This is a genomic window from Streptomyces sp. NPDC020379 (assembly GCF_044387105.1).
Lineage (GTDB): Bacteria > Actinomycetota > Actinomycetes > Streptomycetales > Streptomycetaceae > Streptomyces.
Genome location: NZ_JBIRVR010000003.1, coordinates 207,490 through 233,343, shown reverse-complemented (window position 1 = coordinate 233,343; position 25,854 = coordinate 207,490). Strand labels below are relative to the sequence as shown.

Annotated in this window: 21 protein-coding genes; 10 read left to right on the top strand and 11 right to left on the bottom strand. The window is 73.6% G+C overall.

Annotated features, from left to right (window positions below):
- Window positions 1-152: 152 nt before the first annotated feature.
- Complete coding sequence (locus ACH427_RS05835; protein ID WP_398868142.1) at window positions 153-2,642, bottom strand: helicase-associated domain-containing protein; 2,490 nt, start codon at window positions 2,640-2,642, stop codon at window positions 153-155.
- 460 nt (window positions 2,643-3,102) lie between these two features.
- Here ACH427_RS05835 and ACH427_RS05830 point away from each other — a divergent pair, with 460 nt between their 5' ends.
- Window positions 3,103-4,008: a hypothetical protein gene (locus tag ACH427_RS05830; RefSeq protein WP_398868141.1), complete on the top strand. Its 906-nt coding sequence runs from the start codon at window positions 3,103-3,105 to the stop codon at window positions 4,006-4,008.
- 2 nt (window positions 4,009-4,010) lie between these two features.
- Here the strand turns inward: ACH427_RS05830 and ACH427_RS05825 are convergent, their stop codons facing one another.
- Genes ACH427_RS05825 through ACH427_RS05815 form a run of 3 tightly spaced genes read right to left on the bottom strand, consistent with a single transcriptional unit; the run spans window position 4,011 to window position 6,915 of the window.
- Complete coding sequence (locus ACH427_RS05825) at window positions 4,011-4,826, bottom strand: ABC transporter ATP-binding protein (protein ID WP_398868292.1); 816 nt, start codon at window positions 4,824-4,826, stop codon at window positions 4,011-4,013.
- A gap of 5 nt (window positions 4,827-4,831) precedes the next feature.
- On the bottom strand, window positions 4,832-5,884 hold the full coding sequence (locus ACH427_RS05820) for a FecCD family ABC transporter permease (protein WP_398868140.1): 1,053 nt from the start codon (window positions 5,882-5,884) through the stop codon (window positions 4,832-4,834).
- Entirely contained in the window at window positions 5,881-6,915 is a 1,035-nt protein-coding gene (locus ACH427_RS05815) for a FecCD family ABC transporter permease (protein WP_398868139.1), read from the bottom strand. The genes ACH427_RS05820 and ACH427_RS05815 overlap by 4 nt, the downstream gene beginning before the upstream one ends.
- Before the next feature lie 261 nt (window positions 6,916-7,176).
- Between ACH427_RS05815 and ACH427_RS05810 the strand changes: the two genes are divergently transcribed.
- Window positions 7,177-7,857 carry an HAD family hydrolase gene (locus tag ACH427_RS05810; protein WP_398868138.1) on the top strand — a complete coding sequence of 227 codons (681 nt, stop codon included), beginning with the start codon at window positions 7,177-7,179 and terminating at the stop codon, window positions 7,855-7,857.
- Here the strand turns inward: ACH427_RS05810 and ACH427_RS05805 are convergent.
- Entirely contained in the window at window positions 7,800-8,072 is a 273-nt protein-coding gene (locus tag ACH427_RS05805; protein ID WP_398868137.1) for a hypothetical protein, read from the bottom strand. The two genes, ACH427_RS05810 and ACH427_RS05805, sit on opposite strands and share 58 nt — an antisense overlap.
- Window positions 8,073-8,281: 209 nt before the next feature.
- Between ACH427_RS05805 and ACH427_RS05800 the strand changes: the two genes are divergently transcribed.
- Entirely contained in the window at window positions 8,282-8,665 is a 384-nt protein-coding gene (locus ACH427_RS05800; protein ID WP_030881035.1) for a cold-shock protein, read from the top strand.
- 51 nt (window positions 8,666-8,716) lie between these two features.
- On the opposite strand, the gene ACH427_RS05795 is transcribed toward ACH427_RS05800, so the two are convergent.
- Genes ACH427_RS05795 through ACH427_RS05780 form a run of 4 tightly spaced genes read right to left on the bottom strand, consistent with a single transcriptional unit; the run spans window position 8,717 to window position 12,358 of the window.
- Complete coding sequence (locus tag ACH427_RS05795) at window positions 8,717-9,568, bottom strand: 1,4-dihydroxy-6-naphthoate synthase (protein WP_398868136.1); 852 nt, start codon at window positions 9,566-9,568, stop codon at window positions 8,717-8,719.
- Between the two features lie 54 nt (window positions 9,569-9,622).
- Window positions 9,623-10,411: a futalosine hydrolase gene (locus ACH427_RS05790; protein ID WP_398868135.1), complete on the bottom strand. Its 789-nt coding sequence runs from the start codon at window positions 10,409-10,411 to the stop codon at window positions 9,623-9,625.
- 19 nt (window positions 10,412-10,430) lie between these two features.
- Window positions 10,431-10,898 (bottom strand): DUF2771 domain-containing protein, encoded by a 468-nt coding sequence (locus ACH427_RS05785; protein ID WP_398868134.1) that lies wholly within the window; start codon window positions 10,896-10,898, stop codon window positions 10,431-10,433.
- Window positions 10,899-10,924: 26 nt separating this feature from the next.
- On the bottom strand, window positions 10,925-12,358 hold the full coding sequence (locus tag ACH427_RS05780; RefSeq protein ID WP_398868133.1) for an MFS transporter: 1,434 nt from the start codon (window positions 12,356-12,358) through the stop codon (window positions 10,925-10,927).
- A gap of 341 nt (window positions 12,359-12,699) precedes the next feature.
- Between ACH427_RS05780 and ACH427_RS05775 the strand changes: the two genes are divergently transcribed.
- The 3 genes from ACH427_RS05775 to ACH427_RS05765 all read left to right on the top strand — a co-directional run bounded on the left by ACH427_RS05775 (window position 12,700) and on the right by ACH427_RS05765 (window position 17,559).
- On the top strand, window positions 12,700-13,605 hold the full coding sequence (locus tag ACH427_RS05775; RefSeq protein ID WP_398868132.1) for a DUF3027 domain-containing protein: 906 nt from the start codon (window positions 12,700-12,702) through the stop codon (window positions 13,603-13,605).
- Between the two features lie 619 nt (window positions 13,606-14,224).
- Window positions 14,225-17,317, top strand: a complete 3,093-nt coding sequence (locus ACH427_RS05770; RefSeq protein ID WP_398868291.1) for a sacsin N-terminal ATP-binding-like domain-containing protein — start codon at window positions 14,225-14,227, stop codon at window positions 17,315-17,317.
- A gap of 50 nt (window positions 17,318-17,367) precedes the next feature.
- The gene (locus ACH427_RS05765) at window positions 17,368-17,559 is read left to right on the top strand and encodes a DUF1059 domain-containing protein (protein ID WP_398868131.1); all 192 of its coding nucleotides are present in this window, start codon (window positions 17,368-17,370) and stop codon (window positions 17,557-17,559) included.
- A 326-nt stretch (window positions 17,560-17,885) separates the two neighbouring features.
- Here ACH427_RS05765 and ACH427_RS05760 read toward each other — a convergent pair whose 3' ends face one another.
- The gene (locus tag ACH427_RS05760) at window positions 17,886-20,255 is read right to left on the bottom strand and encodes a cation-translocating P-type ATPase (RefSeq protein WP_398868130.1); all 2,370 of its coding nucleotides are present in this window, start codon (window positions 20,253-20,255) and stop codon (window positions 17,886-17,888) included.
- A gap of 513 nt (window positions 20,256-20,768) precedes the next feature.
- Window positions 20,769-21,053 (bottom strand): DUF2530 domain-containing protein, encoded by a 285-nt coding sequence (locus ACH427_RS05755; protein ID WP_398868129.1) that lies wholly within the window; start codon window positions 21,051-21,053, stop codon window positions 20,769-20,771.
- 216 nt (window positions 21,054-21,269) lie between these two features.
- Here ACH427_RS05755 and ACH427_RS05750 point away from each other — a divergent pair, with 216 nt between their 5' ends.
- The 4 genes from ACH427_RS05750 (at window position 21,270) to thpR (ending at window position 25,533) form a co-directional block, all read left to right on the top strand.
- Window positions 21,270-22,739, top strand: a complete 1,470-nt coding sequence (locus ACH427_RS05750; RefSeq protein ID WP_398868128.1) for an NCS2 family permease — start codon at window positions 21,270-21,272, stop codon at window positions 22,737-22,739.
- A gap of 211 nt (window positions 22,740-22,950) precedes the next feature.
- On the top strand, window positions 22,951-23,403 hold the full coding sequence (locus ACH427_RS05745) for a MarR family transcriptional regulator (protein ID WP_366006809.1): 453 nt from the start codon (window positions 22,951-22,953) through the stop codon (window positions 23,401-23,403).
- Window positions 23,404-23,433: 30 nt separating this feature from the next.
- On the top strand, window positions 23,434-24,810 hold the full coding sequence (locus ACH427_RS05740) for an MFS transporter (RefSeq protein WP_398868127.1): 1,377 nt from the start codon (window positions 23,434-23,436) through the stop codon (window positions 24,808-24,810).
- A 132-nt stretch (window positions 24,811-24,942) separates the two neighbouring features.
- Window positions 24,943-25,533: an RNA 2',3'-cyclic phosphodiesterase gene (gene thpR, locus ACH427_RS05735; protein WP_398868126.1), complete on the top strand. Its 591-nt coding sequence runs from the start codon at window positions 24,943-24,945 to the stop codon at window positions 25,531-25,533.
- Window positions 25,534-25,854 lie beyond the last annotated feature (321 nt).

Here is a 25,854-nt window from a genome sequence, read left to right as displayed (position 1 = left end):
GAGCTTGAGGACAACGCGCGAAGCGTGTTGCGAGGTCTGGGGCGCGCCACGTTGTGGGGGTCTGGGGGCTCGCCCCCAGTTTCGGGAAGGGGCGGGTAGGGGAAAAGCGCCGCAGGCCCACGGACCCGCAGGCGGGGGCTGGGGCGCGGCCCTTACGCCGGGTCGTCCGCCAGCTCCGCCACGCCAGTGATCCGGTGCAAGGGATACGTGCGGATCTCATCCGCCGTGTGGTCGTACGCGGTCACGAAGCCCCCTTCCACCCGAACCGGCGCGATCACCCGCTGGCTCGCCGCGCCCTCCGCGTTGACGTAGCCGATCCACACCGGTGTGCCCGTGAGGACCGCGGCCTGGACCGCGGCGAGGGTGTCCGCGGAGGTCGTGCGGGGGAGCCGGCCGGTGGCAGTGTCGGGGAGCGGTTTGCGTTCGGCGGTGGCGGCCATGTCGCCCGCGCGGATGGCCCGTACCGCCGCGCCCAGGAGCGTCGCGTCGGGCGCGGGCGGGCCCTCGGGGACGGGGGCAGGGGCGGTGCGGGGAGGGGTGCGGTGGGCGTCGGCGCGGGCGATCAGTACGTCGCCCTCGGCGGACTCCGCCGCCGGCGCGTACCCCATGTCGCGCAGCCCCGCGAGGAGCGCGTCCGGTGCCGCTTGTGCGGCCAGCACCGTCGGCGCGAGGCGGCGCAGCCGCAGGGGCGCGGAGCGGCGGTCGGCGAGGATCTCGGCGAGGACGGCCTCGTCGTCGCAGCGGAGGTAGGAGGAGGCGGCGCCCACCCGCAGGTGGCCGTGGCGGCGGGCGACGTCGTCGACGAGATAGGCCAGCGGCTGCGGCACGGGTGTGCGCGAGTGGGCGGTGAGGAACGCCTTCAGGTCGTCGGCGGTCCGCCCGGCGTCCAGGGCCCGCCGCACGGAGGCGGGGGTGAAGCGGTAGACCGTGGCCCCGCCCTTGGACTCGATGTCGGCGAGCACGCCCAGCGTCTGGGCCAGCGGCCGGACGAGCGGTCCGGGGGCGACGGCCGTGAGGTCGGCCTGGAGCAGGATGTGGTCGAGCGGCTCCGGCAGCAGCGGGGCGAGGAGGGCCGCGGCCCGTACGCCCGCGGCGCCCAGCTCCGGGTCGGTCGGCGGCCGCCACACGGCGTGCGCTTCGTCGGCGGGCGGGAGCAGGGCGCGGCCGTGGGCGGAGAGGGCGCCGCGGTTGACGACGCCGAGCAGTTCGGCCTCGGCCAGGGCCCAGCGGGCGAGGCGGGTGCGCAGGTCCTCCTCGGCGCCGGTGGTGACGCGCGGCGGGCGCTCCCAGTGCAGCCGGGCCAGGAGCGCATCCGGGGAGACGGAGGCGCCCGGCGGGAGGGTGGCGAGCAGCGCGAGGACGCGGTGGCGGACCTCGAGGGCCGGGCCGCGGTCGAGGTCGGGGCCGAGCGCGGCGAGCGTACGGGCCTTGGCGTCCCGGCCGCCGACGAGCCCGGCCGCGCGGGTCGCGGCGAGCCAGGCGGTGGCCAGCCGGGCCCAGCGCTGCTCGGCGGGCAGCTTGAGCCAGTCGTCGTAGGCGGGCGTCGGGGCGTACCGCTCGTCGACCTCGCCGTCGGAGGCGAGCAGCCCGGCCGCGTACGCCAGCTCCACCCAGAAGGCCGCCGTCTGTTCAGGGGTGTCGAGGACGGCCGCCGTGCGCTTGAGGTCGCGGACGCTGAGACCGCCCGCGCGCAGCACCAGCGGACCGCCGGTCTCCCACTCCTTCAGCAGCTCCTCGACGGTGGCCAGGGCGGTGAACGCCTGGCCGGCGGCCGCCGCGTCCACGGTCCGCTCCGCGTGCTGGGTCACCGGCGCGAGCTCCGGGGCCACCGGCTCGGGCGCGCGGTGCGCGCGCCCGGCGCGCAGGTGGAGGGCGACTTCGCGGGGCAGCACCACATTGCCGGGTCCGGCGGACAGCAGCAGGCCGCGGTCCAGCAGCCAGCGCAGGTGCGGGGCGGGGTCGGCGGTGACCGTGCCGTACGGCGGGCCCCACAGCAGCTTGCCGAGCACGGCCGTCGCGTCGGCGGGGGCCCCGGCGAGCAGCGCGGCCATACGCGTACGGTCCTCGAACAGCTCGGTCAACGCTTCGACGGCCGTCACTGGATCGTGTGTCGCGGGCAGTCCGGCCGCCGCGATGATCTGCTGGACGCGGCCCGGGGACATGCCCGCCGTGGCCTCCGCGACCGACGGCCCGAGGCCGGTGGGGGAGGGGTGCGCGGCGCTCGGCGCGAGCAGTTCGCGGGCCGTGCGGACCAGCCGCAGCCGGTCCTCGCCGCCCCAGACCAGGGCCTGGTCGCGCAGCGTCCCCAGGGCGCGCGGCAGTTCACGGGAGACGCGGGGGTCCGCGGCCTCGTCACCGCTCAGCAGCGCGTCCAGCGTGGCGTACGGACAGGGGTCCGGGGCGACCGCGAGTGTCTCCGCGACCTGCAGGGCGAACCGGTCCAGGCGCTCCAGCGCGCGGACGACGGAGGCGCGGGTGCCGGCGCGGGTGGCCAGCTGCGTGAGGTCGCCGGGGACGGGGTTGAGCAGGTCAGGCCGGGCGACGAGGAGGGCCGCGAGGGCGTCGTCGGGCCTGCCGCGCAGCTCTTCCGCGAGGGTGCGGGGGACGCCGGTTCTGTCGGCGGGGCGGCGCGGGGTGGTCATTCTGCTTACGGTACCGGTCCGCTGCGCTTTGCTGCTGATCTGCTTGGGGGCGCGGGTCGCTTGCGCCTGCGGCGGGCTTTTCCCCAGCCCCCGGCAACACGGCTTCGCCGCGTTGTCCTCAAACGCCGCGCACTCAGATCAGCCATATCCATCCCGTTGGGGGCACCTCTGGGGGGCACCCCCGGACGGAGTCCGGGGGAGGCAGCTGGGGGAGTTTGAGGACGCGGCCGCAGGGCGCTCCCGCCGCAGGCGGCAACGGAACCCGCGGCCGGGGGCCTGGGGCACGTGCCCCCCACGCGGCGGAGCCGCACATCAGACGCAGCGGGAAGGGGCGGGTAGGGGAAAAGCCCGCCGCAGGCGTAAGCGACCCGCACCCCGGCACTCCACAGAACCCCGAACAACCCCGCCCGCCCCGCAGGGAACCGGTACCGTCGGAGGACGAGCGGTCTTAGGGGATTCGGTGGGGATCGAGAGCGATCAGCTGGTTTTTGACTACCTGAGCCGAGTCGGCGACATCGCGCAACGCACCGCGCTGACCTCCGCCGACCGCATGCGGCTCGTGTCCCGTCTGCGTACGGAGATCGAGCGCCGCAGATCGTCCGAGGGGGCGGACACCCCCGCCGCCGTGCAGCGCATCCTGTCCGGGTTCGGCACTCCGGACGAGGCCGTGGCGGACGCGAACGGGTTCGTCACCGCCGAGAGCGGCAGGGTTCCGGCGCAGCGCCGTGAGGACGAGGCCGCCCGGGGCGTGCCCGCCGTGGCGCCGCCGCACCTCGCGCCCGCGGAGGAGCTCGGCCCCGCCGGCGAGGTGCCGGACTGGTGGCGGGTGGACCCGGGGCCGTTCGGCAAGGGGGAGGCGGTGCACGGCTTCGTCGGCGGCATCGAGATCCCCGAGATACTGAAACCACCGCCCCGCGAGCCGGCGGCCGGGGTGCCGGCCGAGGCCGTGGAGGCGGAGGCGGAAGAGGAGGCGGAGGAGGAGACCGGGGAGACCCGGCGCCGCCCCAGCCTGCTGCGCCGCCCGGACGGCGAGCCGGTGAGCGTGCTGCTGCTCCTGGTGGCGCTGGTGCTGCTGGTGGGCGCGGTGCTGGGCAACTGGTTCGTGCTCGCCGCCGGCTGGGCGCTGGCCTATTTCACGCGCAAGCTCTCGCACCACGAGTCGCAGTGGGCGGTCATGGGCGTCCCCGGCCTGACGCTCGCGGCCTGGGCGGTCTGGCTGTGGGGCCGTACGGAGGGCCGCTGGGGCGACCCGGTGCCGGAGGGCGGCCTGGGCGCGGCGCTGTCGGACTCCTGGCCGTGGGTCGTGCGCGCGGCGGCCGTCACCTCGGCGCTGTACGTGTTCTGGCGCTCGCGCCGCCCCGGCTGACCTCAGACGGCGGCCCGGTCCGACTCCCACGGCCGGCCCGCCACCACCAGCGGACTGCCCGTCACCGGGTCCGGGACGACGACCGACTCCAGGCCGAAGACGTCGCGTACGAGATCGGCCGTCACGATCTCCGACGGCGCGCCCTGGGCCACGATCCGGCCCGCCCGCATCGCTATCAGGTGGTCGGCGTAGCGGGCCGCCTGGTTGAGGTCGTGGAGGACGGCGACGACGGTGCGGCCGCGTTCGTGGTTGAGGCGGCGGCAGAGGTCGAGGACCTCCACCTGGTGGGATATGTCGAGATAGGTGGTGGGTTCGTCGAGGAGCAGCAGGTCCGTCTCCTGGGCGAGGGCCATCGCGATCCACACGCGCTGCCGCTGCCCGCCGGAGAGTTCGTCGACGGAGCGCTCGGCGAGGGCGGCCGTGTCGGTGCGGGCCAGCGCCTCGGTGACGGCGCGCTCGTCGTCGTCGGACCACTGCTGCCACCAGCGCTGGTGCGGCTGGCGGCCGCGGGAGACGAGGTCGGCGACGGTGATGGCCTCGGGGGCGACGGGCGTCTGCGGGAGCAGGCCGAGGGACCGCGCGATGGTGCGGGTGGGGATGCGGGACAGTTCGGTGCCGTCGAGGAGGACGGAGCCGCGGGCCGGCTTGAGAAGGCGCCCGAGGGCGCGCAGCAGGGTCGACTTGCCGCAGGCGTTGGGGCCGACGATGACGGTGACGGCGCCGTCGGGGACATCCACGTCGAGCCCGTCGACGACGGTGCGGTCCTCGTAGGCGAGGGTCAGGTCGCGGGCGGTGAGCCGGGCCGTGCGGCCGCTGATCTCGGTCACGCTTTTCCTCCGGTGCGGCCCCTGATGATGAGCCAGATCAGATAGGGGGCGCCGACGGCGGCGGTCAGGACGCCCACGGGCAGCTGGGTCGGCTCGAAGAGCCTGCGGCCGAGCAGATCCGCGACGATCACGATGACCGCGCCGGTCAGCGCCGAGCAGAGCAGGGGGATCTGGGCCGTGCGCGTCATCCGGCGGGCCAGCTGCGGGGCGAGCAGGGCGACGAAGTCGACGGGCCCGGCGGCGCCGGTGGCGATGGAGGCCAGCACGACGCCGAGTACCGCCAGGCCGAGCCGGACCCGGTTCAGCCGGACGCCGAGCGCGGTCGCGGTGTCGTCGTCCAGCGAGACGGTGCGCTGCGCGCGGGCCGCCCAGCAGACGAGGGGCGCGAGCAGGAGCAGCGCCCAGGCCACCGGGACGGCCTCGGCCCAGCCGCGGTCGCCGAGCGACCCGGTCATCCACACCTTGGCCTGCTGGGCGACGAGGTAGTCGCCCTTGGTCATGAAGAGGTTGGTGAGCGACCGCAGCGCGACCGCGAAGCCGATGCCGATGAGGACGAAGCGGGTGGCGTGCAGCCCGCCGCGCCACGCGAAGACGTAGACGAGGGCCGCCGCGAGCAGTCCGCCGATGACGGACAGATAGGGCAGGAAGGCGTACGACGTGACGCCGAAGGTGAGCGCGCCGACGGTCAGCGCGCTCGCGCCCTGGGTCACGCCGATGATGTCGGGGCTGGCCAGGGGATTGCGGGAGACGGTCTGGATCAGCGCCCCGGCCACGCCGAAGGCCGCGCCCACGAGCAGGCCCACGGTCATCCGGGGGAGCCGGAAGGTGCCGACGGTGAGCTCCTCCGGCGACGGCTGCCCGAGGACGACCTTCAGGGCCTCGGCCGGTGACACGAAGGACTGGGCCGCGCAGAGGTACGCCAGGCACGCGGCGGCCAGCAGCGCGGTCAGCGCGAGGGCGACACCGGTGGCCCGCCGGTGGACGAGGAAGGAGGCGCGCCCGGCGCGTACGAGGGTGTATCCGGCGGGGCGGGACACGGCGAGCGTCACGCGGCCACCGCCTTCTTGCGGCGGACGAGCGCGATCAGGAACGGCACCCCGACGAGCGCCGTCATCACCCCGGACGGGACCTCGCTCGGCGGGAAGACGATCCGGCCGACGGTGTCGGCGACCAGCAGCATCACGGGCCCGATGAGCGCCGCCATGGGCAGCAGCCAGCGGTGGTCGGTGCCGACGATCGCGCGGGCGATGTGCGGGACGGCGAGGCCGACGAAGGCGATCGGGCCGGCCGCCGCGACGCCCACGCCGGTGAGCACCGTGGCACCGACGCCGCCGACGATCCGTACGGTCGCGACGTTCTGGCCGAGCCCCTTGGCGACGTCCTCGCCGAGCGCGAGCGCGTCGAGGCCGCGGGCCACGCTCAGCACCAGCACCACGCCGACCAGCAGGAACGGCCAGATCTGGCCCGCGATCCCGGTGTCCTGGCTCGGCAGCGAGCCGACCTGCCAGAACCGGAAGCGGTCCAGGACGGCGGCGTGGGTGGTGAGGACGCCGTGCACGACGGACAGCAGCAGCGCGTTGATCGCGGCACCGGCCAGCGCCAGCTTCACGGGGGTGGCGCCGCCCCGGCCGCGCGCCGCGACGGCGTAGACGGCGACGGAGGCGAGCGCCGCGCCCGCGAAGGCCCACCACACATAGCCGGACAGCGTCTGCACCCCGGCGAAGGTCATCGCGAGGACCACGCCCAGCGAGGCGCCGTGGCTGATGCCGAGGATGCCGGGGTCGGCGATGGGGTTGCGGGTGATGCCCTGAAGAACCGTTCCCGCGATGGCGAGCGCGGCGCCCACCATCACCCCGACGACCGTGCGGGGCAGCCGCATCTCCCGCACGACGGCGGTGGCCTTGCCGGGGGTGCCGTGCCAGAGCGCGTCGAAGACCTGGGAGGGCGGGGTCGTACGGGCCCCCACGGCGAGGCTGAACAGCACCGCCACCAGCAGGGCGACGACCGCGGCCGCCGTCCAGCCGACGCGGCGCCGGACCCGTGGGGACCCTGGGCTGCTGATCGGGACGGCGGCTGACATCGCTTCCACTCATGGCTCGTACGGACATCGGGCGCGGCGGTACCCTCGATCGCCGGACGGCCCGGACGTGCCGCGGGCCATCGGTCACGTGCGGCACACCTGGCCCGCCCCGCGGCCGGGACCACGTCCGCCGGACGGAGTCCGCGGGGACTCCGCCGCGGGCGACGGCCGGGGCGCGGCCGGCACACCGGCCCCACCGGCCACGGCCGAGGTTAGGCGACGCTAAGTGTACGGGTCGGGCATCGCGGCAGAATGTGGGGCATGACCTTGCATCCGCGGCTGCCGGCCGACGCCCCGTTCACCGTCGGCTTCGACCTCGACCTGACCCTCATCGACTCCGCGCCGGGCATCCGGGCCGCGTACGAGTCGCTGGCCGCCTCGACGGGCACGCGCATCGACGTCGACCTGGTGTGCAGCCGGCTGGGGCCGCCGCTGGAGCAGGAGCTCGCCAACTGGTTCACCGCGGACCGCGTCGCCGCGGCCGCCGCGGACTACCGCGCGGTCTATCCCACGCTCGCGATCGCCGCGTCACCCGTCATGCCGGGCGCGCGCGAGGCGCTCGACGCCGTACGGGAGCTGGGCGGCCGGTCGGTCGTCGTCACCGCGAAGTACGAGCGCAACGCACGGCTGCACCTCGATCACCTCGGGCTCGCCCCCGACGCGCTCGTCGGCGACCTCTGGGCGGAGGGCAAGGCCACGGCGCTGCGCGCGCACGGCGCGACGGTCTACGTCGGCGACCACACCGGCGACGTGCGCGGCGCGCGTACGGCGGGTGCGCTGTCCGTAGGGGTCGCGACGGGTCCGTGTGACGAGGAGGAACTGCGCGCCGCCGGGGCCGATGTGCTCCTCGCCGACCTCACGGCCTTCCCCCGCTGGCTGCGCGACTACCGCGAGGCGGCCGCGCCGTCCGGGACCGCGGCCGGCAGCGAGGCGCGCGCCTGACGGCGCTGCGCCGCGACGGAACGCAGCACTCCGGCGGCCGCGATCAGGAATCCGACCCCCATCAGCATGCAGACGAAGTACGCTGCCGACGGCAGCGGACGGGCGCCCAGGAAGAGGGGCGCGACGGTCGCCAGGGTGGCCACCGCGCCCACGAGGAAGACGATGGCGCCGACGCGTACCAGCAGATCCCCGTCCCGGGGAGTTTCGCTACTCACCTGACCAGGGTAGATCCATAGCCGACGGCGTGGTGGCACCTCTCGCCCCCGGCGCCGCACGGAAAAAGGACGTCTTGTCACCGGGCCCGGGACCATTAGCCTTGGGGGTAGCGGGTCTTACGACCCGCTGTAGTGCTATCAAGAGCTGTTTTTCCGTTGATTGCAGACGTTTTCCGTATTTCCGACGAGACACGAGGACGAGGACAGACGTGCCTACCGGCAAGGTCAAGTGGTTCAACAGTGAGAAGGGCTTCGGCTTTCTCTCCCGCGACGACGGCGGAGACGTCTTCGTCCACTCCTCGGTGCTCCCGGACGGGGTAGAGGCCCTCAAGCCCGGACAGCGGGTGGAATTCGGTGTCGTGGCCGGCCAGCGCGGTGACCAGGCGCTCACGGTGACGCTGCTCGACCCCGCCCCGTCGGTCGCGGCCGCCCAGCGCCGCAAGCCCGATGAGCTGGCGTCGATCGTCCAGGACCTCACCACGCTCCTGGAGAACGTCACCCAGCAGCTGGAGCGCGGCCGTTACCCCGACAAGGCCCATGGCGCGAAGATCGCCGGAATGCTGCGGGCGGTGGCCGACCAGCTGGACGTCTGACCACCGCTCCCGCTCGCGGGACGCGCGAGTGACCGCCCGACGGGCCGACCGTCAGGCGAACTCCAGTGCCTCCGGGCCGAGGGGCGGCACCAGCCCCTCGGCCGCGGCGCGGGTCAGCAGCCCGCGCACCGCGGCGTAGCCGTCCTCGCCGAGGTCGGCGGTGAACTCGTTGACGTAGAGCCCGATGTGCTGGTCGACGACCGCCGGGTCCATCTCCTGGGCGTGCGCCAGGACATACGGCCGGGCCGCCGCCGGGTCCTCCCAGGCCATCTGCACCGACGTCCGTGCCGCCCGGGCCAGTTCGCGCAGCCGGGCCGCGCCCAGCGAGCGCTTGGCGATGATGGCGCCGAGCGGGATCGGCAGGCCCGTCGTCGACTCCCAGTGCTGCCCCATGTCGGCCAGGCAGTGCAGCCTGTACCGCTGATACGTGAACCGCGCCTCGTGGATCACGAGTCCGGCGTCCACCTTGCCCTCCCTGACGGCGGGCATGATCTCGTGGAACGGCAGGACGACGACCTCGCCGACCCCGCCCGGCACCTCCGCCGCGGCCCACAGCCGGAACAGCAGATAGGCCGTCGAGCGCTCGCTCGGCACCGCGACCGTCTTCCCGGCCAGCCCGGCGGCCCCGCCCGGCTCGCGGGTCAGCACCAGCGGACCGCAGCCCCGGCCCAGGGCGCCGCCGCACGGCAGCAGCGTGTACTCCTCCAGGACCCAGGGCAGTTCCGCGTACGACACCTTCAGCACGTCGAACTCGCCGCGCTCGGCCATGCCGTTGGTGATGTCGATGTCGGCGAAGGTGACGTCGAGGGCGGGCGCGCCGGGGACGCGGCCGTGGGCCCAGGCGTCGAAGACGAAGGTGTCGTTGGGGCAGGGCGAATAGGCGATCTTGAGCGGTTCACTCATGGGGTCCTCCTCGCGTGCGGTGACGGTGCTGCGGGGACCGGCGCGGGCCGGGCCTTACGGAAGGTCGGTGACGGGCGGGAAGACGCCCGCCGCCACGAGGGCCCCGGGGAGCGCCGCGAACGCGTCCGCGAGGGCGGCGAGGGCGTCGCCGATGCGCCAGGCGGCGCGGTCGCGCGGGCCGACGGGGTTGGAGACCGCGCGGATCTCCAGCACCGGCACCCCGTGCGCCGCGGCGGCCTCGGCCACGCCGAAGCCCTCCATGGCCTCGGCCAGCGCGCCGGGGCGCAGCTTCGCCAGCGCGCGGGCGCGCGCCGCGGAACCCGTCACCGTCGACACGGTCAGCACCTCACCGCGCCGGGCGCCGGTCGCGCGGGCCACGGCCGCCACGAGCGCCTCGGGGGGCCGGTGTTCCACGGTCCCGAAGCCCAGCTCGGTGACGGGGAGGAAGCCCTCGGGCGTCTCGGCGCCCAGGTCCGCGGCGACGATCGCGTCGGACACGACGAGGGACCCCACCGGGGCCCCCGCCGTCGCGCCCGTGAAGCCGCCGCCGATGCCCGCCGAGACCACCAGGTCGTATGGGCCGCCGGAGACCGCCGCGGCCGTCAGGGCCGTCGCGGTGCCGGCCGCCGCCGCGGCCGGGCCGACGCCGGCGGCCAGCGCGTCGACGACCAGCGGGACGGCACCGGCCGCGGTGGCGGCGCTGACGGTGCGCCGCAGCACGAAGCCCGGCACGGCGAGCTCCGCGGTCCGCGCCGGGCCACCGGCCGGGGCGGTGGCCCCCGCCGTGCCGCGGGTGACCGCGTCACGCTCCGCCGCGACGGCGGTGACGACGAGTACGCGCATCAGCGGGACCTCCGGGCCGTCAGTCCTTGTCGAGCTCGAGCTTGACGCTCCACACGCCGTTCTTGCTGACGACCGACAGGACCGTGGACTTGTCCAGGGTGCCCATCTGCTGGTTGTAGAAGAGCTGGTCGCCCTCGAGCGAGGTGTACGTCTGCTTCGTCTGGTTCGAGCGCGGCTGGTTGCCGGCCACCACGAACCAGCTCTCGTCGGCGATCTTCGGCTCGACGCCCACGCGGATCTTGTCGCCCTGCTTCACCTTGATGCTCTTGACCGACTTGTCGGCCAGGCACTTCTGGAGGGCCGACTGGTCGAGCGTCTTGCTCTCGTCGAAGCAGGCGGCCTCGGTGGTCACCGTGGTGGAGCCGACGGACACCGTCGCCAGGGGCGTCGGCTTGTCGCAGGCGGAAAGGGCGACGAGGCCGAAGGCGACGGCGCCGACAGCGGCAGCGGCACGTCGGCGCTTGCCCTGGAAAAACGCATCGGTCATGCGCGCAGGCTATCGGGCCCGTCCACTCACGCCACGCGCGGGTGCGGCGAGCCGCGCCGGGCCGCCGTCAGCAGGCCCCGCACAGCGGTGGCCACACCCAGCGCCAGCACCCCCGCGGCCACCGACATGCCGAGGGTGCCGTTGAGCGGGAGCACGATGCCGATCGCCCCGCCGGCCACCCAGGACATCTGGAGCAGCGTCTCGGAACGCGCGAACGCCGACGTCCGCACCTCCTCCGGCACGTCCCGCTGGATCAGCGAGTCCAGCGACTGCTTGCCCAGCGCCTGCGCGATGCCCGCCACGGCCGCCACGACCGCCACGAAGAAGGCGCTGAAGAAGGCGGCCGCGGCCACCGTCGCCCCCAGGGACAGCGTCAGCACCAGCGCGATCGTCTTCTCCGGGCCGCGCGAGCGCAGCAGCGCGCCGATCGCCGTGCCCAGCGCGTTGCCCCCGCCCGCCGCGACCGCCACGACACCCAGGGAGAACGCCGGGCTCAGCCCCCCGATCGGGTGTACGCGCAACAGGAAGGCCAGGAAGAAGGTGAGGAAGCCGGAGAGCATGCGCATGGCGCTGTTGGCCTGGAGGGCGTGCAGCACCGAGCTGCCGACGGTGCGCAGGCCCGGCCGGGGCGCCTTGCCGTTCTTCTGCCGCTCCTTCCGGCCGGTCTTCCGCCGTACGGTGCTCCGGTGCCGCTCCAGCGCGGGCCGCAGCGAGGAGCGGTGCTCACCGGAGACCAACTGCGCCCTGGCCTCGCCCTTCGCCGAGTCGACCTTGTGCGGCAGCGAGAACGACAGCAGGGTGCCCCCGGCGAACACGACGAACGCCCCGTACAGCGGCCACGCCGGCCCCAGCTGGTGCAGCCCCGCGCCCAGCGGGGCCGCCACACCCGTGGCCAGCAGCCCGCCGAGCGTCACTCTGGAATTGGCCTTCACCAAGGAGATGCGCGGTGGCAGCAGCCGGGGCACGACCGCCGACCGCACCACGCCGTACGCCTTCGACGCCACCAGCACGCCCAGCGCCGCCGGATACAGCTCGAGGCCGCCGCTCGCCACCGCGCCCGACATCGTCAGCGCCAGCAGCGCCCGCGTCAGCATCGCCCCCGCCATCGCCGCCCGGCGGCCGTGCGGCAGCCGGTCCAGCAGCGGCCCGATCACCGGGGCCAGGAGGGTGAACGGCGCCATCGTGACCGCCAGATACAGCGCCACCCGGCCGCGCGCCTGATCCGTGGGCACCGAGAAGAACACCGTCGACGCCAGCGCCACCGTGATCAGCATGTCGCCCGCCGAATTCACGGCGTGCAGCTCGATCAGCTTGCCCAGCCCCGACTCGCCCGCGCCGTGCGCGTGCGTGGCCCTGCGGACGCCCCGCGCCGCCCCCGTGAACGGGCTGCGCAACACGCGGCCGGCGCCCCGGGCCGCACGGCGGAGCGGACCGCCTTCGGCTGACCGGATGGCTCCCACCACGCCATACTGCCCCAACTGCCACCGGGCATGGCACTTTCCGCCCATCCGTGGGGCGCGCCCGGCGCCCTCTCCGCTCTCCCCGCCCGGGGGCTCGCCGAAGCCCGGGTATCCCCCGGGTGTCCTGGCGGGGTAGCGTGCGTAGCGCGCCACCGGTGGTCGTTCTTGGCCGCGCCCCGAGTCTCCATCCCGCAGAATGGGAGTGACTAGGTGCGCCCGAGGCCGTTCGGGCGCGGACGTCGACGCGGTCCTCCGGTCCGCTCCGTCCGCCGACCCGGCCGTTCGGCTGGCGCACTCGTGAGACGGCGTGGAAGAGAGAATCGATTCTTGTGAGTGCTGCGATGCGAAGCCGTACCCCGGACCGCCTGTGCGCCGAGGCGGTCGAACTCGCCCGTACGGCGGCCGAGGAAGCGGCGCTGCCGGGCATGGTCGGCGACCACGTCGAGGTCGCCGCCGACGGGGACCGCGTCGTCACCCACTACTTCGCCTGCCTGGACCCCGGCTACCGCGGCTGGCGCTGGGCCGTCACCGTCGCCCGCGCCTCCCGCGCCAAGGCCGTCACCCTCGACGAGACCGTCCTGCTGCCCGGCCCCGACGCCCTTCTGGCCCCCGAGTGGGTCCCTTGGAGCGAGCGGCTGCGCCCCGGCGACATGGGCCCGGGCGACCTCCTCCCCACCGAGGCCGACGACCTGCGCCTGGAGCCCGGCTGGACCGGCGAGGACGCCCCGCCGCCGAACTCCGCCCTCGCCGAGGAGATGGACCGCCTCGCCGAGGCCGAGGACGCCGACGTCACCGTCGGTTCCCCCGCCGTCCAGGCCACGCCGCCCGCCCGTGGCTCCATCGCCGCCGTCGCCGAGGAACTCGGCATGCGGCGCGCCCGCGTCCTCTCCCGCTACGGCCTCTACTCCGCCGCCGACCGCTGGGACGACTCCCACGGCGCGAAGACCCCCATGGCCCAGGCCGCCCCCGCGTCCTGCGTCAGCTGCGGCTTCCTCGTGCGCCTCGGCGGCTCCCTCGGGCAGGCGTTCGGCATCTGCGCGAACGAGTTCGGGCCGGCGGACGGGCATGTCGTGTCGCTGTCCTACGGGTGCGGGGGGCACTCCGAGGCGGCGGTCATGCCGAAGGCTCCGCGGCCTTCCCCTCCTGTGATCGACGAGACGTTGGTGGATCCGCTTCAGCTTCACCCTTCTTCCGGGGCGGGGTCGGTTTCGGCTGACGGGCCTGATGAGGAGCTCGGGCACTCCTAGGGTTTGCGGTTCTTTTGTCGGGTGCGGGTTGTTTGTGGCTGGGGTTCGGGTGGCCTCAAGCGCCGGCCGGGCTGGGTTTGTGGTGGGTGCCGGGGTGGGTCTTCCGGGCTGGGGACCTGGAACGCGGTGCGGGTGCCGTTTCGCGTATGGAGTGCCCCGAATTCGCACCGCATTCCAGAACCCCACCCTCCAGCCCCACCCCCTCCCACCGGAGGGTGAGTGCGGGGAGTGGATGTCCGTCCGTGCGTGCGGGTGGGTGAAGGCCCGCCCTTCCGCCGGTGGGTGAGTGCGGGGCCCGTCCGCGTGCAGGTCGGTGAAGGCCCCGCTCCCCGCGCCGGTGGGTAAGGGTGGGGAGCAGATGTCGTCCGTGCGTGCAGGTGGGTGAAAACCCGGCTTCGGCGCGGCGGGCGGGGTGGGGGTGTGGGGGCTTAGCAGACACTCTTACTAGTGGGGTAATCGGAGTGGCGGCCAAGGGGAGGGCGATCATGGACCCTGATCCGGCACCGCGCAACCGCACCCGACGGACGTTCAGCCATAGCAACCCCAAGGTCAGGGAGTAGACGTGAGCGGCATCCGATCCGCGCCCCGCGAAGCCGATGGAACGGACCCGTTCGGGACCATGCGGCTCCGACGCAACGCGTTGGACGCCTGGATCACCGCACCCGCGCGGTTCCGGGAGGACGCCAACGCCGAGGAGGACCTGGTCCTCGGCGGCTACCGCGACCGCCTCGTCGTCGAGCTCGCGCAGAACGCCGCCGACGCCGCCGCACGGGCGGGCGTGCGCGGCAGGCTGCGCCTGACCCTGCACCCGGCCACGGCCGGCTCGCCCGCCGTGCTCGCCGCCGCCAACACCGGCGCCCCGCTCGACAACGCCGGCGTCGCGTCGCTGGCCACGCTGCGGGCCTCCGCCAAGCGCGACGAGACGCGGGAGGCCGTCGGCCGGTTCGGCGTGGGCTTCTCCGCCGTGCTGGCCGTCAGTGACGAGCCCGCCGTCATCGGGCGCTCCGGTGGTGTGCGCTGGTCGCTCGCGGAGGCGCAGGCGCTGGCCGCCGGGGCCGCCGCGGGCAACCGCGACCTCGCCGAGGAGATCCGCCGCCGCGACGGCCATGTGCCGCTGCTCCGGCTCCCGCTGCCCGCCGAGGGCTCCGCGCCCGAGGGTTACGAGACCGTCGTCGTCCTCCCGCTGCGCGACGGCGCCGCCGAGGACCTGACCCGGCGTCTGCTGGGCGGGGTCGACGACGCGTTGCTGCTGGCCCTGCCCGGCCTGGCCGAGGTCGTCGTCGAGCTGCCCGGCGAGCCCGTACGCATCCTGGACCGGCGCGACGAGGGTCCGTACGTCCTCGTCCGCGACACCGCGCGCGGCGCCGCGACCCGCTGGCGTGTCGAGCGCGCGGTCGGGCGGCTGGAGCCGGAGCTGCTCGCCGACCGGCCGGTGGAGGAGAAGCTGCGCCCCCACTGGTCGCTGGCCTGGGCCGTGCCGGTGGGTCCTGACGGCGCGCCCGCGCGGCCGGAGACGGCGCCCGTGCTGCACGCCCCCACGCCCACCGACGAGCCGATGGGGCTGCCCGCCCTGCTCATCGCGACCTTCCCCCTCGAACCCACCCGCCGGCACACCGCCCCCGGCCCGCTGACGGACTTCCTCGTCGAGCGCGCCGCCGAGGCGTACACCGCGCTGCTGCGCGACTGGCAGCCCGTCTCCACCGGCACCCTCGACCTGGTCCCCTCGCCGCTGGCCAGCAGCGCCGTCGACGCCGAGGTGCGGCGGCTGGTGCTGGAGCGGCTGCCGCGCGTGCCCTTCCTGCCGCGCGCCGTGCGGCCCGCGGACGTGCCGGAGGAGGCGCGGGAGGCGTACGCCCAGCCCCTGCGGCCGATCGACGCCGAGGTCGTCGAGGGCGCCGGGGCGGAGACCGCCGCCGTGCTCGGCGAGCTGTTCCCCAACCTGCTGCCCGCCGGGCTGGAGCGCCGCCCCGAGCTGCGCGCGCTCGGCATCACGCGCGTCCCGCTGGGCGAGGTCGTCGACCGGCTCGCGGGTGTCGACCGCGAGCCCTCGTGGTGGCGCAGGCTCTACGACAGCCTCTCCGGTGTCGACCCCGACCGGCTGAGCGGCCTGCCCGTTCCCCTCGCCGAGGGCGCGCGCACGGCCATCGGCCCCCGGCAGGTCCTGCTGCCGCCGCCGGGCGGCACGGAGCGGCTGTCGAGGCTCGGGCTCAAGGTCGTCCACCCCGACGCCGCCCACCCGCTGCTGGAGAAGCTCGGCGCTACGCCGGCCTCGCCCCGCGCGATCCTGACGACCCCTCAGGTGCGGGCCGCCGTCGCCGCGTCGCTCGACGCCGACGAGGTCTGGGACGAGGACGCCCTCGACAGCGAGGCCCTCGCCGAGACCGTTCTCGGGCTCGTGCGCGACGCCGGCCTCGCCCCCGGCGACGAGCCCTGGCTCGCCGCGCTGGCCCTGCCCGACGAGGACGGCGAGCTCGCCCCCGCCGGTGAACTCGTCCTGCCCGGCAGCCCCTTCGAGAGCGTCATCCGCCCCGGCGAGCTCGCCGCCTGCGACGCCGCGCTGGCCGAGCGCTGGGGCGAGCAGCCGCTGACCGCCGTGGGCGTGATGGCCACCTTCGCGCTCGTGCGCGCCACGGACGTCGTCCTCGACCCGGACGAACTGGAGCCCCGCGACACCGACTTCGCCGAGCCCGACGACGTCGGCCTGCTCGAAGCCGTCGACGTCTGGTGCGAGGACGTCCTGGACCAGCTGCCCGAGACGCCCGTGCCGCCCGTCGCCACCGAGATCGTCGCCGTGCGCGACCTCGACCTCGTCGACGACGACGCCTGGCCGCGGGCGCTCGCCATGCTGGCGCAGCCGCCGCTGCGGGACGCGCTGACCGCGCCCGTGCGCGTGCTGCTGCCGGACGGTACGACGGAGTCCGTACGGCCCTACACCGCGTGGTGGCTGCGCGGCCACCCCGTGCTGGACGGCCGCAGGCCCGCCGGGCTGCGCGTCGCGGGCGGCGATCCGCTGCTGCGCGGGCTGTACGAACCGGCGGACGCGGCCGGGCTCGCCGACGACCAGGTGCTGCGCGCCCTGGGCGTACGCACCTCGGTGGCCGCGCTGCTCGACGAGCCGGGCGGCGCCGCGGAGCTCCTCGGGCGGCTCGCCGACGAGGACCGCGCCGTCGACGCGGCCCAGCTCCACGCCGTCTACGGCATGCTGGCCGGGCTCGACCCCGATCAGGTCACCCTGCCGGACGAGCTCCGTGCCGTCGTCGACGGTGAGGTCCGCGTCGTGGACGCCGCCGACGCGCTGGTCGCCGACGCCCCCGACGTCCTCCCGCTCGCGGCCGGGCACCCCCTGCTGCCCGTACGGCCGGCGCGGGCGGCGGAGCTCGCGGAGCTGCTCCAGGTGCGGCGGCTGAGCGAGGTCTTCGCCGTGCGCGTCCCCGACGGGGAGGGCGCGCCGCGGAGCGTGCCGGAGGGGGTGCGCGCGCTGCTGCCGGGCGCGCCGGAGACCTACGTCGAGCACGAGGGGCTCGTGGTCGGCGGTGTCGAGCTGGACTGGTGCCTCGGGCAGGACGGCGTGCTGCACGCCACGACGCTGGAGGGGGTGGCGGCGGGCCTCGCGTGGGCGGCCGGCGCCTGGTCCCGGCGCTTCGAGGCGGCGGCGCTGCTGGAGGACCTGTCCCGCACGACCGAGCTGGCGCGGGCCCGCTGGTTCGACTGACGGCTCCCGCCCGGAACTACCCTGGAATGGAGCCCACTCAGGAGGCCGTCATGACCAGGAAAGTCGCCGACTGCCGCAGGTTCCCCAGCGAGACGAACTGCACGCTGACCATCACCGGCGAAGAGGACGAGGTCGTGGAAGCCGCGACTCAGCACGCGATCTCGGTACACAAGCATCAGGAGGGCCCTGAGCTGCGTGAGCGGATCAGGGAGTTCCTGGAGGACGAGAAGGCCAAGGCGTAGCGGCGGAGTGCCTGGTCGCTGCGCTTGGCTGGGCTTGGTTGTGGGGTTCGCCGTTGTCTGGTGCGGGTCCGTTGCCGGGTGCGGGTTGTTTGTGCTTTCGGTGGGGTGGCCTCAAGCGCCGGCCGGGCTTGGTTTGTGGTGGGTGCCGGGGGTGGGTCTTCCGGGCTGGGGACCTGGAACGCGGTGCGGGTGCCGTTTCGCGTGTTGAGTGCCCCGAATTCGCACCGCGTTCCAGAACCCCACCCTCCAGCCCCACCCCCTCCCACCGGAGGGCGAGTGCGGGCTGTGGGGTGCGCCGGTCCTTTCTTTGAGCTTGGGTGCCCCGGTCAGGTCGGGAAGCGGCGGCCCACCCAGCGCCAGGCCAGTTCCAGGGCCACGGCCGCCGCCGCGGCGATCGCGACGGCGGCCCACGGCATGGTCGTACCCACCAGTTTCAGCGCGAAGAAACGCTGGAGCCAGGGCACGGCCAGGACGACGAGGAAGCCCAGGCCCATGGCCAGAACGAGGGCGATCCGCCACCACGTGTACGGGCGGGCGATGATCGCCAGGACCCACATCGAGATCAGGAACAGCGTCAGCGTCGCCACGCTGGTCTGGGCGGCGAGGCTGTCCGGCCCGGTGTAGTAGGCGCGCGCGGTCAGATACGCGGCGAAGGTGGCCGCGCCCGCGAGCAGGCCCGCCGGGACTGCGTACCGCATCACTCGGCGTACGAAGTGCGGCTTGGCGCGCTCCGTGTTGGGGGCCAGCGCCAGGAAGAAGGCCGGTACGCCGATGGTCAGCGTCGACAGCAGGGTCAGGTGGCGCGGCAGGAACGGATACGGCACCCGGGAGCAGACGACGAGAACCGCCAGCAGCACGGAATAGACGGTCTTGGTGAGGAAGAGGGTCGCGACCCGGGTGATGTTGCCGATGACGCGGCGCCCCTCGGCCACGACCGACGGCAGCGTGGCGAAGCTGTTGTCGAGCAGGACGATCTGCGCGACGGCCCGGGTCGCCTCGGAGCCGGAGCCCATGGAGACCCCGATGTCGGCGTCCTTGAGCGCCAGGACGTCGTTGACACCGTCGCCGGTCATGGCGACGGTGTGGCCGCGGGACTGGAGGGCGGCGACCATGTCGCGCTTCTGCTGCGGGGTGACGCGGCCGAAGACGCTGCCCTCCTCCAGGGCCTTGGCCATGGGTTCCTTCTCGGCGGGCAGACGGCGCGCGTCCACCGGCGCCTCGGAGCCGGGCAGGCCGAGCTTGGCGGCGACCGCGCCGACGGAGACGGCGTTGTCGCCGGAGATCACCTTGGCGGAGACGCTCTGCTGGGCGAAGTAGCGCAGGGTGTCACCGGCGTCGGGCCGCAGCCGCTGTTCGAGGACGACGAGGGCGGTGGGGCTGACGTCCTCGGCGACGCGCGGGTCGTCGAGCTCGCGCTCGGCGCGGGCCAGCAGCAGGACCCGCAGCCCCTGGGCGTTGAGCTGCTCGGTCTCGGAGAGGGCGGGGTGGCCGTCCGGCAGCAGGACGTCGGGGGCGCCGAGGAGCCAGTTGCCGCTCTCGCTGTCGGGGCCGTTGAGGGCGGCGCCGCTGTATTTGCGGGCGGAGGAGAAGGGCAGCGACTCGGTGCAGCGCCAGCCCGCGCCGTCGGGGTAGGCGTCGATGATGGCCTTGAGGCTGGCGTTGGGCCGTGGATCGCTCTCGCCGAGCGCGCCGAGCACCTGGCGGACGTACGCCTCGTCCGCGCTCTTCAGCAGCACCCGCAGTTCGCTCACGTCCATGCCGCCCTCGGTGAGGGTGCCGGTCTTGTCGAGGCAGACGGTGTCGACGCGGGCCAGGCCCTCGATCGCCGGCAGCTCCTGGACCAGGCACTGCTTCCGGCCGAGCCGGATCACACCGATCGCGAAGGCCACGGAGGTCAGCAGCACCAGGCCCTCGGGGACCATCGGCACGATGCCGGCCACCATCCGCCGGACCGCCTCCTTCCAGTCGTGGCCCTGCACGACGAGCTGGCTGATGACGAGGCCGACGGCGGTCGGGAGCATCATCCACGTCACGTACTTGAGGATCCGGCTGATGCCGGTGCGCAGCTCGGAGTGGACGAGCGTGAAGCGGGACGCCTCCTCGGCGAGCTGGACGGCGTACGCCTCGCGGCCGACCTTGGTGGCGGTGTACGAGCCGCCTCCGGCGACGACGAAGGAACCGGACATGACCTTGTCCCCGGGCCGCTTCAGCACCGGGTCCGCCTCGCCGGTGAGCAGCGACTCGTCGATCTCCAGCCCGTCGGCTTCCCGGATCTCGCCGTCGACCACGCACTTGTCCCCGGGGCCCAGCTCGATGAGGTCGCCCAGCACGATCTCCCCGGTGGGGATCGCCGAGGGCTCCCCGTCCCGGCGGACGGTCGGCCTGGCCTCGCCGATCACCGCGAGGGAGTCGAGGGTCTTCTTCGCGCGCAGCTCCTGGATGATGCCGATCGCGGTGTTCGCGACGATCACGAACCCGAAGAGTCCGTCCTGGATCGGCCCGACGACCAGGATGATCAGGAAGAGCACGCCGATGATCGCGTTGAACCGGGTGAAGACGTTGGCCCGGACGATCTCAGCGGTCGACCGGGAGGAGCGCACGGGTACGTCATTGACCTCACCTCTCGCTACGCGCTCGGCGACTTCGGCTCGGGTGAGGCCGGGGGGCGGGGCCGGAGGGTGTGCCGGTTCGCTCATGGGTCCGACGGTAAGGGGTGCGGGGTGTTTGTGCCTTGTGGTGGGGCGGGGTTTGCTGGTGTTTGGTGCGGGTGTGCGTTGCTGGTTGCGGTTCGGGTGGCCTCAATCGCCGGCCGGGCTTGGTTTGTGGTGGGTGCCGGGGGTGGGTCTTCCGGGCTGGGGACCTGGAACGCGGTGCGGTGCGGGTCTTGCGCGTTGTGTGCCGTGATGTCGCACCGCGTTCCAGAACCCCACCCTCCAGCCCCACCCCCTCCCACCGGAGGGCACGTTCAGGGTCCGTTCCGGGCGACAACTCAGCCCGTCCGGCGTTTGAGGACGCGCCCGCAGGGCGCTCCCGCCGCAGGCGGCGAACCGGCCCGCAGTCGGGGGTCTGGGGCAGCGCCCCAGTTTCGGGAAGGGGCGGGGTAGGGGAAAGGCACCCGCAACGGGGCCTGAGGCGCGAGCCCCCACGCGGCGTAGCCGCAGATCAGATGGCGGGGAGCGGCGAGGTAAGGGCCCGGGGCCGGGCCCCGGTCAGTGCGGAGGCGACGCCGGGTTCCCCTGCCGGGCCACAGACGCCGCATGCCGCCGGATCGCCGCATCCCGCTTCCGGACGTACCAGATCCCGATGAGCCCCAGCCCCCCGCCGGCCGCACACGTCCAGACCCACCACAGATGCCCGTGGTCCTGGAACCAGCCGTAGAACGGCAGCTGCACGAGGAAGAGGACGAACCACAGGATCGTGCCGCCGGTGATCGTGGCGACGACGGGCCCTTCGAGGGGCTCCGGTGCCTCGTGCCTGGGTGTCCACTTCGTCATGGGGCGAAGCCTAGTCCGTGCGGCCCGGCGCGCCGGGAGGGAGGCCCTTGCCCTATAGGGGTCTACGCGCGGAGATAGCAATTCCGCGTTTGTTTATTCATACTGAATCGAACCGGATCTGGTGAGATTGTTTCGTTCGATCATCCAATCAAGATCCTTTTTGTTCACCCGCTGTCTCCCACGCCTCCCCCAGGCCCGTACCGACTGAGGTCTCGTATGCCCTCCTCGGCCACCTCCCCGGTCGACGCCCAGCAGCCGCCGTCCCCCGCCTCCGGGGGCTCCGCCCTCGACCGGTTCTTCCGGATCACCGAGCGGGGCTCGTCCGTCTCCGGTGAGCTGCGCGGTGGCCTGGCCACCTTCTTTGCGATGGCGTACATCATCGTGCTGAACCCGATCATCCTCGGGGCCGGTCACGACAAGTTCGGCCATCAGCTCGACAACGGTCAGCTGGTCACCGCCACCGCGCTGATGGCCGGGCTCTCCACCGTGCTCATGGGCGTGATCGGCAATGTGCCGATCGCCTGCGCCGCCGGGCTCGGCATCAACGCCGTCGTCTCGCTCCAGCTCGCGCCCAAGATGAGCTGGCCGGACGCGATGGGCATGGTCGTGCTGGCCGGCCTGGTGCTGATGGTGCTGGTCGCCTCGGGCCTGCGGCAGCGCGTCATGGACGCCATCCCCGGCGGTCTGCGGCGCGCGATCGCGATCGGCATCGGCATGTTCATCTCGCTGATCGGCCTGGTCGACTCCGGCTTCGTCACCCGCAACCCGGACGGCGCGCACACCACCGTGCCGATGGGTCTCGGCCAGGGCGGGCAGCTGCACGGCTGGCCGGTGCTGGTCTTCGCGATCGGGCTCGCGCTGACGTTCATCCTCGTCGTGCGGAAGACGCGGGGTGCGATCCTCATCGGGATCGTCGTGATGACCTTCGTCGCGATCATCATCAACTCGCTGGCCACGATCCCCGACGCCAACTGGGGCCTGAGCGTCCCGCAGGTGCCGGACAACGTCGTCGGCACCCCCGACTTCGGCCTCGTCGGCAATGTCAGCCTCTTCGGCGGCTTCCACGAGGTGGGCTGGCTGACCGGCTGCCTGTTCGTCTTCACCGTGCTGCTGTCCGGCTTCTTCGACGCGATGGGCACGATCATCGGCGTCGGAGAGGAGGCCGGGCTGACCGACGAGCGGGGCCAGCTGCCGAACATGGGCAAGATCCTGATGGTGGACGGCGTCGCCGTCGCCGCGGGCGGCCTCGGCTCGGCCTCCGCCAACACCTGCTTCGTGGAGTCCACGGCCGGCGTCGGCGAGGGTGCCCGCACGGGCCTCGCGAACCTGATGACCGGCGGGCTCTTCCTGCTGGCCCTGGTCTTCACCCCGCTCGCCAAGATCGTCCCCTCGCAGGCGGCCACGCCCGCCCTGCTGGTCGTCGGCTTCCTGATCATGGCGGCCAACGTCAAGGAGATCGACTGGAGCGACTTCACGATCGCGATCCCCGCGTTCCTGACGATCATCTCGATGCCGTTCACGTACTCGATCACCAACGGCATCGGCATCGGCGTCCTCGCCTTCATCCTGCTGCGCATCGCCGACAAGCGGACGCGAGAGATCCCCTGGCTGCTCAACGTGGTCGGGCTCTGCTTCCTCGTCTACTTCCTGCTCAACCCGATCGAGCAGATGCTGGGTGTGAAGTAGGGGCGGATTCCGCGTGGGGAGCGGCCGGGTGCGACGCGCACCCGGCCGTTTCGCGTGTACGGGAGGGCCCGCGGCGACGCGTGCGGCCGGAGTGTGAGGGGGCGCGCGGATCCCGCCCCACGGCCCTCTGCCGCCGGACGCCCCCGTCCCGCCCCGAGCGCCCCTGCCGCCCCGCTTTATTTAGCGCGGGTAATGAGTTAACCTAAGGAACATGTCGGACCCAGGCACCCAGGACAACGCCAGCCAGGACGACACCGCGGCAGTGGACTCCCTGCGCTCCGGTGTCATGCGTCTGTCGCGTCGGCTCAAGCACCAGAGGGTCGACGAGTCGCTCAGCCCCACCGAGATGTCGGTGCTGGGCACCCTCGCCCGCTGCGGGCACGCGACCCCCGGCGAGCTCGCCCGCAAGGAGCATGTGCAGCCCCCGTCGATGACCCGCATCGTCGCCCTGCTCGAAGCCAAGGGCCTGGTCCGGCTGGAGCCCCACCCCGAGGACCGCCGCCAGAAGGTGGTCACCCAGACCGAGCGGGCCGAGGCCATGCTCGAGGAGAGCCGGCGCAAGCGCAACGTCTGGCTCAGCGAACTGGTCGGCCGGCTCGACGAGGACGAGTGGGCGACGCTGCGCGCCGCCGCACCCGTGCTGGAGAAGCTCGCGCACCTGTAACCCCCACACAAGTGAGGAGGCGAACCCACTTTGAGTACGGGACCCGGAGCAGACTCCGCACCCGCACCGAACACCCCCGACGACACCCCGACGAGCAGCAGTACCACCGCCCTGACCAAGCCCAAGGGCGGCACCTTCAGCTCGCTGAGGATACGTAACTACCGGCTCTTCGCCACCGGCCAGGTGGTCTCCAACACCGGCACCTGGATGCAGCGCATCGCCCAGGACTGGCTGGTCCTCAGCCTCACCGGCTCCTCCACGGCCGTCGGCATCACCACCGCGCTGCAGTTCCTGCCCATGCTGCTCCTCGGGCTCTACGGCGGCGTCATCGCCGACCGGTGCCCCAAGCGACGGCTGCTCCTCATCACCCAGACCGCGATGGGCGTGACGGGCCTCGCGCTCGCCGTCCTCACCCTCTCCGGGCACGTGCAGGTCTGGCACGTCTACCTCACCGCGCTCGCGCTCGGCCTCGTCACCGTCCTCGATAACCCCGCCCGGCAGGCGTTCGTCGTCGAGATGGTCGGCCCGGCCGACCTGCGCAACGCCGTCAGCCTCAACTCCGCGAACTTCCAGTCCGCCCGCCTCGTCGGCCCCGCCGTCGCCGGTGTGCTGATCACGGCCGTGGGCAGCGGCTGGGCCTTCCTGCTCAACGGTCTGTCCTTCACCGCCCCGATCGCCGGGCTGCTGCTGATGCGCACCGCCGAGCTCCACAAGGTCGACCGCGCCCCCCGTGGCAAGGGCCAGCTCCGCGAGGGACTGCGCTACGTCGCCGGGCGCCCGGACCTCATCTGGCCCATCGTCCTCGTCGGCTTCATCGGCACCTTCGGCTTCAACTTCCCGATCTGGCTGACGGCGTACGTCAACGACGTCTTCCACGCCGGCGCCGGCACCTACGGCCTGCTCAACACCCTGATGGCGGCCGGTTCGCTGGCCGGCGCCCTGCTCGCCGCCCGGCGCGGCACCTCGCGGCTGCGCGTGCTCGTCGGCGCCGCGCTGCTCTTCGGCCTGCTGGAGATCACGGCCGCGCTCGCACCCGAGTTCTGGATCTTCGCGGTGCTGCTGGTCCCGATCGGGATGGCCGGCCTGACGATCAACGTCACCGCCAATTCGAGCATCCAGCTCGGCACGGACCCCGCCATGCGGGGCCGCGTCATGAGCCTGTTCATGATGGTCTTCATGGGCGGCACGCCGCTGGGCGCGCCCCTGGTCGGCTGGGTCACCGACGCGTACGGCGCCCGGACCGGCTTCTGCGCCGGCGGCGCGGTCTCCATGCTGGCCGCTCTCGGCGTCGGCGTGGTCCTCGCCCGCGTCGGCGGACTCCGCCTGAAGATCGACCTGCGCCACGGCCGTCCGCGTGTGGCGTTCGTCCCCAAGGAAGCGGCGCCCGTCTTGACGGCTGCCGCTTGAGTCGTGTGAGTCGTGCTGTTCGCGGTGCGTGTCTTGACGGTTGCCGACCCGGACACGCCGTCCATGGCGCCCTCACAACCGGACGGGCTTCTCCCGAGCCCGTCCGGTGACCGGGGGAGGGACACTGACCCCATGCGACTTTTCGCCGCCGTGAACCCGCCGCCGGAGGTCGTCGCCGAACTCGCGGCCGCCGTCGCCCCGCTGCACTCGCTGCCCGGCGCGGCGCATCTCCGGTGGACCGCGCCGGACACCTGGCACTTCACCCTCGCCTTCCTCGGCGAGGTCGACGAGGCGCTGCTCCCGGAGCTCACCGAGCGGCTCGCGCGCGCCGCGCACCGGCATCCGCCGCACGAGCTGCGGTTCGCCCGGGGCGGGCGGTTCGGCGACCGCGTCCTGTGGGTCGGCGCCGACGGCGAGCGCACCGTCCTCCGCGACCTGGCCCGCTCCACCGCCGCCGGGGCGCGCCGCGCCGGGGCCGCCGTCGACAGCACTCACGACTTCCACGCCCACCTCACCCTCGCCCGCGCGTCGGGCCACCCGGTCCGTCTGCGCCCGTACGCGGAGGGGCTCGCCGACTTCGTCGGCATGCCGTGGACGGTGGACCGGCTGGAACTCGTCCGTAGCCGGCTGCCGGTTTCCGGCTTGCCGGGGGAGCGGCCGCGTTACGAGACGGTGGGGGCGTGGGAACTGGGCCGTTCCGGAGTGGTTCCGGACGGCGGTTAGGCTCATGGGGTGGACCCGAAGACCAGAAACCGGATCATGAGCGGTGTGCTCGTTGCGATGCTTGTTGTTGTGGTTGTGGTGGCTGCGGTGCGGTGATCTTTGTTGGCGGGTGCGGTTGTTTGTGGCTGGGGTTCGCCGTTGTCGGGTGCGGGTCCGTTGTGCTTTCGGTGGGGTGGCCTCAAGCGCCGGCCGGGCTGGTTTGTGGTGGGTGCCGGGGGTGGGTCTTCCGGGCTGGGGACCTGGAACGCGGTGCGGTGCGGGTCTTGCGCGTTGCGTGCCGTGATGTCGCACCGCGTTCCAGAACCCCACCCTCCAGCCCCA

Coding starts and splice junctions, on each gene's coding strand:
- ACH427_RS05835 (WP_398868142.1), bottom strand. CDS start 2,642: ATGACCACCCCGCGCCGCCCCGCCGACAGAACCGGCGTCCCCCGCACC.
- ACH427_RS05815 (WP_398868139.1), bottom strand. CDS start 6,915: ATGTCAGCCGCCGTCCCGATCAGCAGCCCAGGGTCCCCACGGGTCCGG.
- ACH427_RS05810 (WP_398868138.1), top strand. CDS start 7,177: ATGACCTTGCATCCGCGGCTGCCGGCCGACGCCCCGTTCACCGTCGGC.
- ACH427_RS05795 (WP_398868136.1), bottom strand. CDS start 9,568: ATGAGTGAACCGCTCAAGATCGCCTATTCGCCCTGCCCCAACGACACC.
- ACH427_RS05790 (WP_398868135.1), bottom strand. CDS start 10,411: ATGCGCGTACTCGTCGTCACCGCCGTCGCGGCGGAGCGTGACGCGGTC.
- ACH427_RS05785 (WP_398868134.1), bottom strand. CDS start 10,898: ATGACCGATGCGTTTTTCCAGGGCAAGCGCCGACGTGCCGCTGCCGCT.
- ACH427_RS05775 (WP_398868132.1), top strand. CDS start 12,700: ATGCGAAGCCGTACCCCGGACCGCCTGTGCGCCGAGGCGGTCGAACTC.
- ACH427_RS05770 (WP_398868291.1), top strand. CDS start 14,225: ATGCGGCTCCGACGCAACGCGTTGGACGCCTGGATCACCGCACCCGCG.
- ACH427_RS05765 (WP_398868131.1), top strand. CDS start 17,368: ATGACCAGGAAAGTCGCCGACTGCCGCAGGTTCCCCAGCGAGACGAAC.
- ACH427_RS05760 (WP_398868130.1), bottom strand. CDS start 20,255: ATGAGCGAACCGGCACACCCTCCGGCCCCGCCCCCCGGCCTCACCCGA.
- ACH427_RS05755 (WP_398868129.1), bottom strand. CDS start 21,053: ATGACGAAGTGGACACCCAGGCACGAGGCACCGGAGCCCCTCGAAGGG.
- ACH427_RS05750 (WP_398868128.1), top strand. CDS start 21,270: ATGCCCTCCTCGGCCACCTCCCCGGTCGACGCCCAGCAGCCGCCGTCC.
- ACH427_RS05745 (WP_366006809.1), top strand. CDS start 22,951: ATGTCGGACCCAGGCACCCAGGACAACGCCAGCCAGGACGACACCGCG.
- thpR (WP_398868126.1), top strand. CDS start 24,943: ATGCGACTTTTCGCCGCCGTGAACCCGCCGCCGGAGGTCGTCGCCGAA.